Origin of the sequence: Pseudarthrobacter sp. NKDBFgelt (assembly GCF_046097905.1) — a bacterium.
GTDB lineage: Bacteria > Actinomycetota > Actinomycetes > Actinomycetales > Micrococcaceae > Arthrobacter > Arthrobacter polychromogenes.
In genome coordinates this window covers 1-16,599 of record NZ_JBJURL010000051.1, presented here as the reverse complement: position 1 = coordinate 16,599, position 16,599 = coordinate 1, and the positions used below count along the sequence as shown (strand labels likewise).

General features: G+C 66.7%; 15 protein-coding genes. 11 read left to right on the top strand and 4 right to left on the bottom strand.

Annotated elements, in window-relative coordinates:
• Window positions 1–9: 9 nt before the first annotated feature.
• Window positions 10–675: a response regulator gene (locus ACKAE7_RS13980; RefSeq protein ID WP_188809284.1), complete on the bottom strand. Its 666-nt coding sequence runs from the start codon at window positions 673–675 to the stop codon at window positions 10–12.
• Window positions 668–2,395: an ATP-binding protein gene (locus tag ACKAE7_RS13975; RefSeq protein ID WP_408979483.1), complete on the bottom strand. Its 1,728-nt coding sequence runs from the start codon at window positions 2,393–2,395 to the stop codon at window positions 668–670. The genes ACKAE7_RS13980 and ACKAE7_RS13975 overlap by 8 nt, the downstream gene beginning before the upstream one ends.
• A gap of 151 nt (window positions 2,396–2,546) precedes the next feature.
• On the opposite strand from ACKAE7_RS13975, the gene ACKAE7_RS13970 reads away from it, so the two are divergent.
• The 5 genes from ACKAE7_RS13970 to ACKAE7_RS13950 all read left to right on the top strand — a co-directional run bounded on the left by ACKAE7_RS13970 (window position 2,547) and on the right by ACKAE7_RS13950 (window position 8,420).
• Window positions 2,547–4,067, top strand: coding sequence for a CitMHS family transporter (locus ACKAE7_RS13970; protein WP_344672591.1), 1,521 nt, complete (start codon window positions 2,547–2,549; stop codon window positions 4,065–4,067).
• 146 nt (window positions 4,068–4,213) lie between these two features.
• The gene (gene gatC / locus ACKAE7_RS13965; RefSeq protein ID WP_059319419.1) at window positions 4,214–4,510 is read left to right on the top strand and encodes an Asp-tRNA(Asn)/Glu-tRNA(Gln) amidotransferase subunit GatC; all 297 of its coding nucleotides are present in this window, start codon (window positions 4,214–4,216) and stop codon (window positions 4,508–4,510) included.
• Between the two features lie 3 nt (window positions 4,511–4,513).
• Entirely contained in the window at window positions 4,514–6,088 is a 1,575-nt protein-coding gene (gene gatA / locus ACKAE7_RS13960; RefSeq protein ID WP_408979482.1) for an Asp-tRNA(Asn)/Glu-tRNA(Gln) amidotransferase subunit GatA, read from the top strand.
• Window positions 6,088–7,596, top strand: coding sequence for an Asp-tRNA(Asn)/Glu-tRNA(Gln) amidotransferase subunit GatB (gatB, locus tag ACKAE7_RS13955; RefSeq protein WP_408979481.1), 1,509 nt, complete (start codon window positions 6,088–6,090; stop codon window positions 7,594–7,596). The genes gatA and gatB overlap by 1 nt, the downstream gene beginning before the upstream one ends.
• 200 nt (window positions 7,597–7,796) lie before the next feature.
• The gene (locus ACKAE7_RS13950) at window positions 7,797–8,420 is read left to right on the top strand and encodes a DUF5666 domain-containing protein (RefSeq protein ID WP_408979480.1); all 624 of its coding nucleotides are present in this window, start codon (window positions 7,797–7,799) and stop codon (window positions 8,418–8,420) included.
• A gap of 57 nt (window positions 8,421–8,477) precedes the next feature.
• On the opposite strand, the gene ACKAE7_RS13945 is transcribed toward ACKAE7_RS13950, so the two are convergent.
• Window positions 8,478–9,389: a LysR family transcriptional regulator gene (locus ACKAE7_RS13945; RefSeq protein ID WP_408979479.1), complete on the bottom strand. Its 912-nt coding sequence runs from the start codon at window positions 9,387–9,389 to the stop codon at window positions 8,478–8,480.
• Window positions 9,390–9,516: 127 nt separating this feature from the next.
• Between ACKAE7_RS13945 and tdh the strand changes: the two genes are divergently transcribed.
• The 6 genes from tdh to ACKAE7_RS13915 all read left to right on the top strand — a co-directional run bounded on the left by tdh (window position 9,517) and on the right by ACKAE7_RS13915 (window position 15,987).
• Window positions 9,517–10,563 (top strand): L-threonine 3-dehydrogenase, encoded by a 1,047-nt coding sequence (gene tdh / locus ACKAE7_RS13940; RefSeq protein WP_408979478.1) that lies wholly within the window; start codon window positions 9,517–9,519, stop codon window positions 10,561–10,563.
• Between the two features lie 8 nt (window positions 10,564–10,571).
• Window positions 10,572–11,777 carry a glycine C-acetyltransferase gene (locus ACKAE7_RS13935; protein WP_190610580.1) on the top strand — a complete coding sequence of 402 codons (1,206 nt, stop codon included), beginning with the start codon at window positions 10,572–10,574 and terminating at the stop codon, window positions 11,775–11,777.
• 31 nt (window positions 11,778–11,808) lie between these two features.
• Complete coding sequence (locus ACKAE7_RS13930) at window positions 11,809–12,927, top strand: NAD(P)/FAD-dependent oxidoreductase (protein WP_408979477.1); 1,119 nt, start codon at window positions 11,809–11,811, stop codon at window positions 12,925–12,927.
• Between the two features lie 11 nt (window positions 12,928–12,938).
• Complete coding sequence (gene hutI / locus ACKAE7_RS13925; RefSeq protein ID WP_408979476.1) at window positions 12,939–14,150, top strand: imidazolonepropionase; 1,212 nt, start codon at window positions 12,939–12,941, stop codon at window positions 14,148–14,150.
• Between the two features lie 95 nt (window positions 14,151–14,245).
• Window positions 14,246–15,034 (top strand): DeoR/GlpR family DNA-binding transcription regulator, encoded by a 789-nt coding sequence (locus ACKAE7_RS13920; RefSeq protein WP_188809294.1) that lies wholly within the window; start codon window positions 14,246–14,248, stop codon window positions 15,032–15,034.
• A 173-nt stretch (window positions 15,035–15,207) separates the two neighbouring features.
• A complete protein-coding gene (locus tag ACKAE7_RS13915) occupies window positions 15,208–15,987 on the top strand; it encodes a CPBP family intramembrane glutamic endopeptidase (protein ID WP_188809295.1) in 780 nt (259 codons plus the stop codon).
• Window positions 15,988–16,044: 57 nt separating this feature from the next.
• Here ACKAE7_RS13915 and ACKAE7_RS13910 read toward each other — a convergent pair.
• The coding region (locus tag ACKAE7_RS13910; RefSeq protein WP_408979475.1) for an HNH endonuclease signature motif containing protein at window positions 16,045–16,599 on the bottom strand (555 nt) is incomplete at its 5' end.

The following is a 16,599-nucleotide window of genomic DNA, read 5'->3' as shown; positions in this document are numbered from 1 at the left end:
CTGGGCCTTCTAGGGAGTGGCGGGGAGACCGTAGCGGTGCTCCGGCCTCCCCGTCGTTCCGTACCGCAGCTGGATGTCCACGGCGCCATCGTCAGCCAGGGAGGACAGGTACCGCTGCGCGGTGGCGCGGGAAACCCCCACCCGCCCGGCCACTTCGGCGGCCGAGTACTGCTCGCCGGGTACCAGGGATTCCAGCACTGCCGCCTCGGTGGCCGAGCGGGGTTTTGACGACGGCGTGACGTCGCCGGGGATCAGGGCGCGCTTGGCGCGCTCCACCGCCTCCTGGTCCAGTGCCCCGGGCTGCGCCAGCAGGCGGCGGTACCGGGCGTACGAGCGCAGCTGCTGGGAGAGGGCTTCCGACGTAAAAGGCTTCAGGAGGTAGCCCAGCGCGCCGCGGCGGAAGGCCACCCGGACGGAAATGGCATCGGAGGCTGCTGTCAGCATGATGGTGTCCACGTCCAGCTGCTGGAGCAGGTCCAGCCCGGACGCGTCCGGCAGGTAGACGTCCAGCAGCACCAGGTCCGGCCTGAGGCTGTGGATGGACTGCAGCGCCAGCGACGCGGTGCCCACCGGTGCCAGCGCCATGAATCCCGCCACGGAATCCACGTAGGCGGCGTGGAGCTTCGCCACGTGGAAGTCGTCGTCCACGATCAGCACCCGAAAATCTTCAGGCATGGGTATCCTTTCCGGCTGTCCCTGTGCTTGTCCTGCCCGCCGTCCCTGAAGTGGTCCCCGGCAGGGTGGCCATGAATACTGCGCCTGGTCCGCCCGGACTGCCCGGCTCCAGGACTTTGACGTCCCCGCCGCGCCGCCGGGCCAGCTGGCGCGCCAGGGCCAGCCCAAACCCCTGGCCGCCGCTGCCGTTCCGGGCAAGCGGTCCGGACGCCGTGCTGAAGCCTTCCGCGAAGATCGCTTCCGGGTCCGTTCCCTCCACCAGCCCGTCACCCGAGTCGGCGACGACGATGTGCAGCGTGCCGCCGTCGTCATCCGGCTCGTCCAGCACCTCCAGTTCCACCCAGCGGTCCGTGGCGGAGCCTGCCACCGCGGCGTTGACCGCGTTGTCGATCAGGTTGCCGAGCACGGTGGTGACGTCCTGGGCCTCCGCCACCTGCCCGCGGACCAGGGTCTCCGGGCCGATCCGCAGCGCCACGCCACGCTCGTCCGCCTCCACGCCCTTTGCGCCCACGAAGGCCTGCAGGTACGGGTCCTGGAGCAGCTCGGCCTGGTCCACCGGGAATTTCAGTGGCCCGGTGGCTGCCAGCCGGGCCAGGTACTCCCGGGCCTGCTGGTGCTGGCCGATGCTCATGAACCCGGCAATGGTGTGGAGCTGGTTGGCGAACTCGTGGCGCTGGGCCCGCAGCGCCGTGGACATGGTCCCCACGGCATCCAGCTGCCGGGTGAGCTGCTGGAGTTCCGTGCGGTCGCGGAGCATCAGCACCCAGCCAAGGTCCTCCCGCCTGTGCAGGGCCTTGCGGGCGTTGGCCACCAGCACGCGCCCGCCGGCCACCAGCTCAACCGCGCCGGGGCTGTTGGAGCCGGCACGGGTGAGGGACTTCAGCTGGTATGGCACCGGAGCGTCCTCCCAGCGGCTGCCGGCCAGGTCCGGCAGTTCCAGCAGCCGTTGGGCGGCCGCGTTGAACACTGTGATCCGCCCGTCGGCGGAGACGCCGACCACGCCGTCGTCCACGCCCTGGAGGACCGCCACCTGGTCGTGGACCAGCGTGCTGATCTCCTCGGGTTCAAGCCCCAGGGTGAGCCGCTGCAGGCGGCGGCGCAGCAGGAACGAACCCAGCACGCCCGCCAGCAGCGCCCCGGCTGCGGTGAGGGCGACGGGGCCAATATCCCGCGCCACGCTCTGGCCCACCGTTTCCATGGAGTAGCCCACGCTCACCTCGCCCACCACGGTGGTGCTGTCCGGCGCGTAGACGGGAACCTTCGCCCCGGCGGAGGGCCCCAGCGTTCCCGTGTTCCGGGTGGTGACCTCCCGGCCGGCGAGGGCCTCGGACGGGTCGGTGCTGACCTTTTCACCCAGGCGCTCCGGGTCCGGGTGGGCCAGGCGCAGGCCGGTCTCGTCCGTGATCACCACGAACAGGGCGCCCGTGCGGACCCGGGCCGCTTCGGCCGCTTCCATCAGGTGGCCCGCCGCGAGCTCGGCGGGCGGGGGAGTGCCGGGCTGCTGGCTGATCGCCAGCACGTCCGCCCGCACTGAGGCGTCCGAAGCCACCGTCCGCGCCAGCGTCAGGGCCTGGTTCTCCGCCTCGCTGCCAACCCTGTCGTAGGTGAGCCAGGCGTGCACGGCTGCGCTGAACAGGACAACCAGCAGCACCACGGACAACTGGAGCAGGAGGGTCTGGGTGGAGAACCGCAACGGCCGGCGGGGCACGGAACGCTGCATGATCCTCCTTGATTAGGGCGGGCAGCCGTGGACACCAGCAGCCGTGAGCACAATGAGCAAAATGCTCCCAATAAGCAGTATGCCAATCAATTGAGCCAAAGGCACGGCCGTGACGGCCGCCACCCTACAGTCTGTAGCACGCGTCACACCGCTGTGCCGCTGTTCACATAGTAAGGAGCCGGCCGTGCTGGTATTACTTGGATTCGCAATGATCGCGGTATTCATGGTGCTGATCATGACGAAGAAGTTGACGCCAGTGCTGGCGTTGATCATCGTCCCCACTGTTTTTGGCCTCTTCGCCGGTGCCGGCCTGGGCATAGGCGACATGGTCATGGAGTCCATGAAATCCATGACCTCAACGGCGGCCCTGCTGATGTTCGCCATCATCTACTTCGGCCTGATGATCGACGTCGGGCTGTTCGATCCGCTGGTCCGGTTCATCCTCCGCAAGCTCGGCAACGACCCCGCCAAGGTGGTCCTGGGAACCGCCGTCCTCGCAGCCGCCGTATCCCTCGACGGTGACGGCTCCACCACCTTCATCCTTACTACCGCGGCCATGCTGCCCATCTACCTCCGGCTGAAGATGAGCCCCGTGGTCCTCACCTGCGTGGCCGGCCTGGCCAACGGCACCATGAACATCGTGCCGTGGGGCGGCCCCACCGCCCGCGCCGCCAGCGCCCTGAACATCGACGTCAACGACGTCTTCGTCCCGATGATCCCGTCACTCCTGGCCGGCATCGTCGTCGTCTTCGCCTTCGCCTGGCTGCTCGGCTTGCAGGAGCGCAACCGCCTCCGGGCCACCCAGCCGGAAATCTGGGGAACGCCGTCTACGGCAGAGCCCTTCACTGCCGAGGCGTTCGACGGCGGCGCACACCCTTCCGGTGGTGCCAGTGATTCAGGCGCCGGCCGCGGACGCAAGGTGACCAACCCCGGCGGAGCAGCCCCCGCCGTCGGAAGTTCCTCCGTTGCCGTCCTGGAACGCACCGAGGACCTGGTGGACGAACACGACAGCGCCATGGCGGACACCGCACTGGACCCCAACCGCAGTACCCTGCGTCCCAAGCTGCAGTGGTTCAACCTGGGCCTTACGGTCGCCGTCATGGGCATGCTGATCGCGGACCTCGTGCCGCTGCCGTACGTCTTCATGGTGGGCTCCGCCATCGCCCTGCTGGTCAACTTCCCCAACGTCAAGGACCAGGCCGCGCAGATCGTGGCCCACGCACCGTCTGTTGTCGCCGTCGTCAGCATGGTCATGGCCGCCGCAGTCCTGACCGGCGTCCTTACCGGCACAGGCATGGTGGAAGCGATGTCCGCGTGGCTGGTCCAGATCATCCCCTCCAGCATGGGCCCGCTCATGGCCGTCATCACCGGCGTCCTGAGCATCCCCATGACGTTCTTCATGAGCAACGACGCCTTCTACTTCGGCGTGCTGCCCGTCCTGAGCGAGACGGCCGGCCACTACGGAATCAGCGCCGCCGAGATGGCCCGCGCCTCCATCACAGGCCAGCCGTTCCACATGCAGAGCCCGCTCGTTCCGGCCATCCTGCTGCTGGTTTCGCTGGCCAAGGTTGACCTGGGCGACCACCACAAGAAGGTCCTGTGGCGCAGCGCCGTGGTGTCCCTGGTCATGCTGGGAATTGGCATGCTGACCGGAGCCATAGGAATCGGTTAGTCTATAGCTGCCGTGCTGCCGCCACACGTTGGCGGAACCCGGCATCAAGGTGCCCGTCTGACGCCCGCTGGGGGATGTCAGACGGGCATCATTGTTTCCCCACTAGAATGGATCGGAAATCAATTCGAACTTTGCAGGGGAGATCCATGGCTGCGATCAACCGTGACGACGTCGCGCATCTCGCGCGGCTCGCTCACATTGAGATGAGTGACCAAGAACTGGACAGGATGGCCGGAGAACTCGCCGTCATCGTCGATTCGGTCAAATCCGTCAGTCAGGCCGCCGGGGATGACGTCCCGGCCACCTCACACCCCATTCCGCTGAGCAACGTGTTCCGCGAAGACGTTGTGGGCCACACCTTCACCGCGGAACAGGCGCTCTCCGGTGCGCCGGATTCCGACGATAACCGTTTCAAGGTCCCGGCAATCCTGGATGAGGCATAACCCATGACTGACACCAACACACTCATCCGCCTCTCAGCCGCGGCGCTGGCGGAAAAGCTGGCCGCCGGCGAGGTCACCTCCGTCGAGGTCACCCAGGCGTACCTGGACCGGATCGCTGCCGTTGACGGCGGGGAACGCGGAGTCAACGCGTTCCTGCACGTCAATGCTGAGGAGGCGCTCGCCGTCGCCGCCGAGGTGGACGCCATCCGCGCCGCCGGCGGTGCCGAAGCCGAGGCGCTGCATGTCCTGGCCGGCGTCCCCATCGCCGTCAAGGACCTCATCGTCACCATCGGCCAGCCCACCACCGCGGGCTCCAAAATCCTCGAGGGCTGGCACAGCCCGTACGACGCAACCGTGGTGGAGCGCCTGCGCGCCGCGAAGATGCCCATCCTGGGCAAGACCAACCTTGACGAGTTCGCCATGGGCTCCTCCACCGAACACTCGGCCTACGGACCCACCCGCAACCCGTGGGACCTGGACCGCATTCCCGGCGGATCCGGCGGCGGCTCCGCGGCCGCCGTCGCCGCTTTCGAGGCGCCCCTCGCCCTGGGTACGGACACCGGCGGGTCCATCCGCCAGCCCGGCGCCGTCACCGGCACCGTGGGTGTCAAGCCCACGTACGGCAGCGTGTCCCGGTACGGTGCCATCGCCATGGCGTCCTCGCTGGACCAGATCGGCCCCGTGTCCCGGACCGTGCTGGACTCCGCGCTGCTGCACGAGGTCATCGGCGGACACGATCCCCGCGACTCCACCTCGCTCCCGGACCCGCTTGCCGGCCTCGTGGCCGCAGCAAAAACCGGCAATGTTGAAGGCATGCGGATCGGCATCATCAAGGAGCTGCACGGCGAGGGCTACCAGGCCGGCGTCGAAAACCGCTTCCATGACTCCCTGGAGCTCCTGAAGGAAGCCGGCGCGGAAATCGTTGAGGTCTCCTGCCCCAACTTCCAGTACGCCTTGGGTGCCTACTACCTGATCATGCCCTCCGAGGCCTCCTCCAACCTCGCCAAGTTCGACGGCGTCCGGTACGGCCTGCGCGTCCTCCCCGAAGAGGGTCCCATGACCATCGAACGCGTCATGGGTGCTACCCGCGCCGCCGGCTTCGGTGACGAAGTGAAGCGCCGCATCATCCTGGGCACCTACGCGCTGAGCGCGGGCTACTACGACGCCTACTACGGCTCGGCCCAGAAGGTCCGCACCCTGGTGCAGCGCGACTTCGATGCCGCCTTCACCGTGGCGGACGTGCTGATTTCGCCCACCGCCCCCACCACAGCCTTCCGCCTCGGCGAAAAGCTGGACGATCCGCTGGCCATGTACCTCAACGACGTCGCCACCATTCCGGCCAACCTGGCAGGTGTGCCGGGCCTGTCCCTGCCGGGCGGCCTGGCGGACGAAGACGGCCTCCCCGTGGGCATCCAGCTGCTGGCACCGGCCCGCGAGGACGCCCGCCTCTACCGGGTAGGCGCCGTGCTGGAGTCGCTGCTTGAGGCGAAGTGGGGCGGACCGATGCTGGCGCAGGCGCCCGAGCTTGCCGCCGCCGGGCCCGTCGAAACCCTTGTTGGAAGCCAGGAGGAAAAGTAATGAACACAGAGGCAATCCTGAGCTTCGAAGAAGCCATGGAGAAGTACGATCCCGTCCTGGGGTTCGAGGTCCACGTGGAGCTCAACACCAAGACCAAGATGTTCTCCTCGGCGCCCAACGTCTTCGGCGACGAGCCCAACACCAACGTCAACGAGGTGGACCTCGGCATGCCCGGCGTCCTGCCCGTGGTGAACAAAACCGCAGTGGAGTCCTCCATCAAGATCGGCCTGGCGCTCAACTGCAAGATCGCCGAGAGCTGCCGGTTTGCCCGGAAGAACTACTTCTACCCGGACACTCCCAAGAACTTCCAGACCTCCCAGTACGACGAACCCATCGCATACGACGGGTACCTGGACATCGAGCTCTCCGACGGCACGGTGTTCCGGGTGGAGATCGAGCGCGCCCACATGGAGGAGGACGCCGGAAAGCTGACCCACATGGGCGGCGCCACCGGCCGCATCCACGGCGCCGACTTCTCCCTGGTGGACTACAACCGCGCCGGCGTTCCGCTGGTGGAAATCGTCACCAAGCCCATCGAGGGGGCAGGCTCCCGGGCACCCGAACTGGCCAAGGCCTATGTTGCTGCGGTCCGGGAGATCGTGAAGAACCTGGGTGTTTCGGACGCCAAGATGGAACGCGGCAACGTGCGCTGCGACGCCAACGTCTCGCTGCGCCCGCACGGCCGCGAAAGGTTCGGCATCCGGTCCGAAACCAAGAACGTGAACTCGCTGCGCGCCGTTGAACACGCCGTCCGCTATGAGATCCAGCGCCACGCCGCCGTCCTGGACGCCGGCAACCCGGTGGTCCAGGAAACCCGCCACTGGCATGAGGACACCCGCACTACCACGTCGGGCCGGCCCAAGTCAGACGCCGACGACTACCGCTACTTCCCGGAGCCGGACCTGGTTCCCGTGGTGGCGTCGCGTGAATGGGTTGAGGAGCTGCGTGCCACCCTGCCCGAGCCGCCGGCCGCCCGCCGGAAGCGCCTGCAGGCTGACTGGGGCTACTCGGACCTCGAGTTCCGCGATGTGGTGAACGCCGGCGTCATGGACGAGATCGAGGAGACCATTGCTGCCGGGGCCTCGGCCTCCGTTGCCCGCAAGTGGTGGATGGGCGAGATCGTGGGGCGTGCGAAGAACGCCGACGTCGATCCCGGCCAGCTCGGCGTCCAGCCCGCCACCATCGTGGAGCTCGCACGCATGGTGGACGAGGGAAAGATCAACAACAAGATGGCCACGGAGGTCCTGGACGGCGTCCTGGCCGGTGAAGGCACCCCCGCTGAGATCGTGGAGAAGCGCGGCCTGGCCGTGGTCTCCGACGACGGGCCCCTGCTCGAAGCCATCGATGCCGCGCTGGCTGCCCAGCCCGGCGTCGCGGACAAGATCCGCGGCGGCAAGGTCCAGGCCGTCGGCGCCATCGTGGGCGGAGTCATGAAGGCCACCCGCGGCCAGGCCGACGCCGCCCGCGTCCGGGAGCTGATCCTGGAGAAGCTGGGCGTCACCGCGTAGCCCTCCCCCCAACTGGGTAGCAGTAAATGTCGTTTTGAGCGCTCATAACGACATCTGCTGCTACCCGGTTTTGTTTAAGTAGTACTCACTTCCGACGTCCCCCAGGCTACTCGTGTGCGGCAGTACAGCCCCGTCCTACACTGAACCACCAGGGCTCCGCTCACGGGGAATGCCCTGCCGTTGCTGTGGGAGGTATGGGTATGTCGGTAAGGAAACCGCTGGGATTCCGCAAGGCTGCGCTCGGTGGAGCGGTGGCACTCGTCCTGACCGGGACCGGGGTGGCGTTCGCGTGGGCCTCGAATGAGACTCCGCCGCCCGCACCGCCGTCGTCCTCGCCGCCGGGAAAGTCGGGCCATGCCCCTGGACAGGACAGTGCCTCCGGCCGGGACAAAGCGCCCGGACACAACAAGCCAGACAAGGCACAGCGCCCGCAGCACCTGCATGGCGAGAGCGTGGCCAAGAAGGCTGACGGGACTTTCCAGACCGAGGTGACCCAGCGCGGCGCCGTGGAGTCCGTCAGTGACACCTCCATCACCGTTCGAAGCGAGGACGGCTACTCGCAGGCCTACACCATCGACGCCAGCACGAGGATTACGCAGGTGGCGTCTCCGCCGGCGGATGGTTCTGAGGCCAAGGACGACGGCGGCAAGCGGCCCAAGCGGGCCGACGGAACCATCGCGGACATCGCCGCAGGCGACGAGGTCCGGATCTCCGGAGTCAAGGACGGCGACGCCGTGACCGCGGAGAGGATTGTTGAAGGTGCCGGCGACGGCCCTGGGCTCGGACTGGGCCGCGGCCACGGACAGGGCAGGGGACCCAAGTAGGTAGCAGCAGATGTCGTTTTCAGCCCTCATAACGACATCAACTGCTACCCAGTTGGGTCAGCCCTGTTCCACCAGCTCCGCCATGATGCCCTGCAGCGCCTCACAGACAATGGTCACGGACCGCCGCTTCAGGTTTTCAGGCCTGGCCAGCAGGTCGATCCGGCGCCGGGTGCTGATTCCCTCGAGCGGGCGCAGCACGATGTCCGGATTCAGTACCGGCCCCGCGGTGTACCTGGGGAGCAAGCCCACCACGCCGCCCGTGGCAACCAGGGCGGCCACTGTGGAGTAATCGTTGATCCGGTGGACGATGTTCGGCTCGCGGCTGGAAACGGCGGCGACGGCGGACAGCACGTCCGCGGGGGAGTAGCCGGCGTGGCTGGTCACCCAGGCCTCGCCGCCGACGTCGTCCGCTGTGACCGCCCCTTTGGCCGCCAGGGGGTGCCTGGCGGGCAAAGCCACATCCAGGGGCTCGTGGGCAAGCGGGATCACCGTCACCCGTTCGGCAGGCCAACGCGGGCTGTGGTCCATCCGGTGGGCGAGCACCAGGTCATAGCGCGCGGTGAGGGCGGGGAAGTCCTGCTGGGCCACGTCCTCGTCCGAGAGTTCTATCCGCGGCTGTCCAGGGGCGGCGAGTATGCGGGCGAGCGGGGCGAAGACCGCCTGGCCCGCGCTGTGGAATCCGCACAGGCTTACCCTGCCGGCAGCAGAACCGTGGTAGTTCCCGATGGCATCTTTGGCGTCTGCCATGGCGCTGACGACGGCGGCCCCGGCGTCGGCCAGCACCTGGCCTGCCTCGGTGAGCACCAGGTTGCGGCCCTCCTTGCGGGTGAGCGGGACCTCGACCTTCCGTTGCAGCAGGGCCAGCTGCTGGGAGACGGCGGAGGGGGTGACCATGAGGGTGTCCGCCACTGCCTTGACGCTTCCGAGGGCGCCGAGTTCGCGCAGGATTTCAAGCTGGTGAATCTCCATCCCAGCAGTCTATGCGTTAGGAATAGCTACACCGTCGATTGAGTATTTTGCTGTTGTGCTAAAGCTTTTTCCTCGTTGTAATGAGGAAGGCAGGACCTGCCACGACAGACAAAGAGTGAGGAAGCCGATGAAGGCTTTGTACAAGGCCGGACCCCAGGCCGGCTTCGAACTGGTGGACCGCCCCGAGCCGGTGCCTGGCCCTGCCGATGTGAAGATCCGGGTGATGACCACCGGCATCTGCGGCACCGACCTCCACATCCACTCCTGGGATTCCTGGGCGCAGGGGATCATTGAAGCCCCCCTCATCCCGGGCCACGAGTTCTACGGCGAGGTTGTGGAAACCGGCGAGGACGTCCGCGACGTCAAAGTGGGGGACAGGGTGTCCGGAGAGGGCCATGTAGTGTGTGGGATCTGCCGGAACTGCCGCGCCGGCAGGCGGCAGATGTGCATCCACACCGTCAGCGTGGGCGTGCAGCGTGACGGTGCGTTTGCAGAGTACGTGGTGATCCCGGAAACCAACGTCTGGGTCCACCACGATCCCTCGGTCACGCCCGAACTCGGTGCCATCTTCGACCCCTTCGGCAATGCCGTGCACACCGCCCTCAGCTTCCCGCTGGTTGGGGAGGATGTGCTGATCACCGGCGCCGGACCCATCGGGCTGATGGCCATCGCCGTTGCCCGGCACGCCGGGGCCCGCAAGATTGCCATCACCGATGTCTCGCGGCCACGCCTCGACCTCGCCCGCCAGCTGGGGGCAGACCTCGCGATCGATGTTTCCACCACCCGCGTGCGGGATGCCCAGCGCGACCTCGGCATGCGTGAGGGCTTCGACATCGGCATGGAAATGTCCGGCCATCCCGGTGCGCTGCCGGAGATGATCGACAACATGAACCACGGCGGCCGGATCGCCATGCTCGGCCTGCCCAGCCAGGACATCATCATCGACTGGGGCAAGGTGGTCACCCACATGCTCACGCTCAAGGGCATCTACGGCCGCGAAATGTATGAAACCTGGTATGCCATGAGCGCCATGCTCTCGTCCAACCCCGTGCTGCATGCGGGAATTTCCGCCGTCGTCACGGACACGATCCCTGCCGGCCGGTGGGAGAAGGGCTTCGACCTTGCCCGCAGCGGCGCAGGTGGCAAAGTTGTCCTCGACTGGACCCAACTCTAAGGAACGCCATGTACACCTCGATCAAGGACCAGCTGCGCACGGAGCTGGACGATATTCGCAGCGCGGGCCTTTTCAAGACCGAACGCAGCATCAGTTCCCCGCAGTCCAGCCACATCACGGCCGGACAGCTGGGGCAGCCGGGCGCGGACGTGCTGAACTTCTGCGCCAACAACTACCTTGGCCTGGCGGACCACCCGGACATCATCCACGCGGCCAAGGCGGCCATGGACGAGCGAGGCTTCGGCATGGCCAGCGTGCGGTTCATCTGCGGCACCCAGGACCTGCACCTGGAACTCGAATCCAGGGTTTCCCGCTTTCTGGGCACCGAGGACACCATCCTGTTCTCCAGCTGCTTTGACGCCAACGGCGGGGTCTTCGAATCGCTCTTCGGGCCGGAGGATGCCATCATTTCCGATGCCCTGAACCATGCCTCGATCATCGACGGGATCCGGCTCTGCAAGGCGCAGCGGTACCGGTACGCCAACCAGGACATGGCGGACCTCGAGGCGAAGCTTGTGGAGGCGAAGGACGCCCGCCGCAGGATCGTGGTCACCGATGGCGTCTTCTCCATGGACGGGTACCTTGCGCCGCTGGAGGCCATCTGCGACCTCGCTGAGAAGCACGACGCACTGGTCATGGTGGACGACTCCCACGCCGTCGGCTTCATGGGTGCGACGGGTGCGGGCACGCCCGAACACGCCGGTGTGTCGCACCGGGTGGACATCTACACCGGAACGTTCGGGAAGGCGCTGGGCGGAGCGTCCGGCGGCTACGTGTCCGGCCGGGCCGAGGTGGTGGCCATGCTCCGCCAGAAGGCCCGCCCCTACCTGTTCTCCAACTCGGTCGCTCCGGCCATTGTTGCGGCCACCATCAAGGCCCTGGACCTGGTGGAGAACTCGGCGGACCTGCGGCGCACGCTCTTCGAGAACGCCGTCCTGTTCCGGCGCCGGATGACGGAGGAAGGCTTCGATCTCCTGCCCGGGGAACACGCTATTGTGCCGGTGATGTTCGGCGACGCCGTGCTGGCCGCAAAGGTGGCCGACAGGATGCTGCAGCACGGCGTCTTTGTCACGGCCTTCAGCTTCCCGGTGGTTCCGCGGGGTGCCGCGCGGATCCGGGTGCAGCTATCGGCTGCGCACTCGGCGGACGACGTCGAAGCGTGCGTGCGTGCCTTCCTCGCCAGCCGCGCCGAGGTAGCAGGCCAGGAAGGGTAGCGCCGGGAGTCAAGTCTGCGAGGATAGGGAGATGGCAGCTCATTATGATGTCCTGATTGTCGGCGGCGGCATTGCCGGACTGTCCCTGGCGTCCGCGCTGGCGGGCAAATGCAGCGTGGCATTGGTGGAAGCGGAACAGGAACTGGCGTACCACACGTCATCCCGCTCGGCCCGCCAGTTCATTCCGAGCTACGGCCCGCCCGTGGTCCAGGAACTGACCGTCCGGACGCTTGAGCTGCTTGCCGCTCGCGATGCTGAGCTGTCCGAGCCCATCCTGACGCCCCGCAGCTTCATGCTGATCGGTGCAGAGGAAGACGTGGCCGCGGAAGCCAGCGGACTCATGCGGTCCATTACCCCCGCTGAGGCGCTGGAGCTTTGCCCGGCGCTGGTCCCCGGTACCTTCCGGGCCGCGGGACTGGATGAAGGGTCCTTCGGCTGCAACGCGCCGCTGCTGCTGGCAGACCACAGGCAGCGCGCTGAGACTGCCGGGGTGGACATCGTTACCGGCGCGAAGGTGCACACCGCGCAGCGGCTGGGTTCCGGATGGCAGGTGGGAGCCGGCACAGAGGGTTTCCAGGCGGGTGTCGTGGTCAACGCTGCCGGAGCCTGGGCGGACGAACTTGCCGTGATCAGCGGCGTGGAAAAGCTGGGACTCCAGCCGTACCGCCGGACGGCGGCGATTGCCGCCGTCGACCATCCCCTGCCTGAACACAGCCCCATGGTAGCGGCAGCGGACAATTCGTTCTATTTCCGGCGGGACGGGGACGACGTGCTCATTTCGCCCTCCGAGTCGGAGCCCAGCGGACCGGAGGATGCCCGGCCGCGGCCCGGTGATATTGAGCGGCTGGTGGACAGGTTGAACCGGGAAACCACGCTCGGGATCACGGAAGTCCGCAGGGCATGGACGGGGCTGCGGACTGAAGCGGCCGACGGCGTTCCGGTCGCGGGGTTCGACGCGGAGGCCCCGGGCTTCTATTGGCTCGCCGGGCAGGGCGGCTACGGGTTCCAGACGTCCTCGGCCATGGCTGAGCTCGCGGCAGCCCAGATTTTGGCGGGCCAGGCCGGTGCTGCCGCCGCGAGCGGGACAGCGGGTCCGGAATCCCGGACAGCGCAGGCGCTGGCGGCCACCCGCTGGTCCGTGCGGCGCTGAAGAATGGCTGTATGAGCACCCTGATTACCAATATCGCCGAGTTGATGACGCAGGACCTGGAACACCGGGTCCTGAAGGACGCGGCGGTGGTGGTGGAGGGCGAGCGGATTTCATGGATCGGCGCTGCTGCCGATGCTCCGGCTGCCGATGACGCCGTGGACCTGGGCGGCCGCGCCGTGCTGCCCGGCTGGGTGGACTCCCATACCCACCTGCTGTTCGCAGGGGACCGGACCGCCGAGTTCGAGGCGCGGATGGCGGGGGAGTCCTACGCGGCCGGAGGCATCGCGGTCACCATGAACGCGACCCGTGCCACATCGGATTTTGACCTTACCCGCCTGGCGCTTGGCCGTGTTGACGAAGCCGTCTCGCAGGGAACCACCTACCTTGAGACGAAAACCGGCTACGGCCTGGACGTTGAACACGAAACCCGGAGCGCACGGATTGCCTCCACCGTGGCGGACCAGGTCACTTTCCTGGGGGCGCACCTGGTTCCCGTGGGGCAGGACCCGGAGGAATACACCGAACTGGTTTGCGGTCCCATGCTGGCGGCTGTCCGTCCCTTTGTGCAGTGGGCAGACGTCTTCTGTGAGGAAGGAGCCTTCACTGCCGAACAGTCCCGGCGGGTCCTGCTGGCCTGCCGCCACGCCGGCCTGGGGCTCCGCGTCCACGGAAACCAGCTTGGTGAAGGGCCGGGCGTGCAGCTCGCGGTGGAGCTCGATGCCGCCAGCGTGGACCACGTTAATTACCTCGCCGCCGGGGATCTTGATGCCCTGGTTGGGACCTGGACCGGCTGGGACGCCAGCTCAGGTACCGGCAGACGCGGCACGGTTGCGACCTGCCTGCCGGCCTGCGACCTTTCCACCCGGCAGCCGCTGGCCCCTGCCCGGGCGCTCTTGGATGCCGGCGTCCAGGTGGCGCTCGCGTCCAACTGCAACCCGGGAACGTCCTACACGAGCTCCATGGCGTTTTGTGTTGCCACGGCGGTGCTGCAGATGCGCCTCAGCGTCCATGAAGCAGTCCGGGCAGCCACGTACGGGGGAGCCCTCGCGTTGCACAAGGACACAGGGAACGACGCCGACGGCGAACGGGCGGTGGGGTCCATCGCGGTCGGCCACCGGGCCGATTTGCATGTCCTTAGTGCGCCGTCCGCCACCCACCTCGCCTACCGGCCGGGGATGCCCTTGACATACGCTGTGTGGCGGGCAGGAAAGCAGGCGCGGTAGTTTCCGGCTTCATATGACGTTAGATGATCGTTTTAGGTCTGTTATGATCAGAAAACGTCATCTGAGGTGGTGGCTTGAGTACCTGGAGGCCCAGCATGACCCGCACTGACAGACTGACGGCAATCCTGGACCTCCTTGCACGGACCGGCCAGGTGGAGGTCGAGGAGATCGTCAGCACCTTGAACGTTTCCCCAGCCACCGCCCGGCGCGATCTGGACAGCCTGGCCAAACGCCGACTGCTCACCAGGACCCGCGGCGGCGCCACCACCGGAGCCCTTGCCTACGATCTTCCCGGCCGGTACAACCGCGATGACCACGCTGAGGCCAAGGAGCAGATTGCCCAGGCTGCCTCTGCGCTGATAGCGCCCGGTGCGGTGATCGGATTGTGCGGCGGGACCACCAGCACCGCGCTGGCACAGATCCTGGCCACGCGCGAAGACCTCAACGCGCCGTCCAACCAGCCCACCCTGACAGTGGTCACGAACGCGATCAACATCGCTTCGCAGCTGGCGGTCCGGCCCAGCATCAAAGTCATGGTCACGGGCGGGATCCTCAATCCACGCTCCTACGAGCTGGTGGGTCCCTACACGGACATCATCATGCAGAAGGTGGTGCTGGACATCGCCTTCATCGGCGTGAACGGCATTGATCCCGAAGTGGGGCCAACCAATACGGGTGAGGGTGAGGCCTCCGTCAATGCCCTCCTCGCCAGCAGGGCACGGGTTTCCTACGTCCTGGCGGACTCATCCAAGGTCGGAGTGCGCGCTTTTGCCACCATGGACGGATACAACTTCACCCGGCTGATCACGGATTCCGGGATCTCGGCGAAGGACAAGGCCGCCTTTGAAGCCAACGGCACAGAAGTGATCGTCGCCGCCGGCTAAGCGGCGCTGGTTGGGCGGCGCTGGCTCGTCGCTAGGGGGTGAGAGGCACTGGCTGGCTGCACCGGCTTGGCGGCACTGGCCCGGCGGATCCATTGGAGGTAGTCCGGCCGGTAGCGGCGTGACGCTGGAAGAACAATCAGCGCGGATCCAGAAACTGAAGGCAAGATGGGAGCATGCTGGTTCCCTCCCGCCGTCGCCTGCGGTTTGAAGTGTGGATTGTCCTGGGTCTGTCCCTGGGCCAGTCTGCTGTGTACTCCGTGGTGCAGCTCCTGGACAAGATGACTCGTGCACCGCTGGCGGAAGGTACCTCCACACTTAACCGCTCGCAGAGCACCCGCGAATATTTCGACCTGACGTACCAGCTGCTGGACATTCTGTTCGCGCTGGTTCCGGTGCTGCTGGTGCTCTACTTCCTCACCGACCAGCGGCAGGCCTCGTCCGGCCATGGCAGCAACCCGGGTTCAGCCTTCCAAAAGCTGGGCTTTAACTTCGCCCGCCCCGGCCGGGATCTGCTCCAGGGTCTGGGTCTGGCAGCCCTGATCGGCGTTCCTTCCCTGGGCCTGTACGCTGCAGGCCGGGCCCTGGGGATTACGACGGCCATCATTCCCAGCGCACTGGACGCGTACTGGTGGACGGTGCCGGTGCTGATCCTCTCCGCGATGCGCCATGCCGTGGTGGAGGAGGTCATCGTGGTGGGTTACCTGATGAACCGCTTCGGAAAGTTCGGCTGGAGCATTCCGCTTTCAATCATGGCAAGCTCGCTGCTTCGCGGCACCTACCACCTGTATCAGGGCTTCGGCCCCTTCATCGGCAACGTGGTGATGGGCATCGTCTTCGCGTGGCTGTACACCCGCACGCGGCGTGTGATGCCGCTTGTCATAGCCCACGCGCTGCTCGACATCGTGGCCTTCGTGGGCTTCAGCCTGTTCGGCAAGGCAGTCGGGCTGGGCTAAGCCTTCGCGGCAACCTCAGGCACTTTTGTCAGCACGACGGCGGACAGGAGGTGGCAGCTAAGTCAGTGCCGGGTCCCAGTCCGTTACTGCGTCCCAGTCAGTTACGGGGTCCCAGTTACTTATGGGGTCCTGGGGCAGGACGGGCGGCAGGGCGTAGAAGTCATCCCAGAGGGGGTCGTCCGCTGGTAGGTCGTCCAGGTCTATGAGGTTGTCATCTTCAGGTTCCTCCGGTGGAGGTTCCGGGTGCAGGAGGTCTGCGGCAGGGAAGTCCTGGGCGGCGGGCATCGGCGGGTGGGGCAGCAAGCCGCGGACTTGCCCGTCGTGGTGTTCCCCCGGGTTCAGCCCCGCCGGGAGGGCCAACATGACAGTTTCCGGCCTGTGGGGTGGTTCCCAGTCCTGGTGTTCGCTTTTGTAGTGCCGGCCGGTGGGTGAGGTCCAGCCGGGTGGTTGGTTTTTGGTGGCGGGTGTTGGTGTCCAGCCGGTGGTGTGCCGGAGTTTGTGGTGTTTTGGGCAGGGTTGTCCGAGGTTGCTGATTCCGGTGGTTCCGCCGTGCTGCCAGGCGAGGAGGTGGTCTGCCTCGTTATCCAGGGAGTTGTTGTTGCAGCCGGGGAA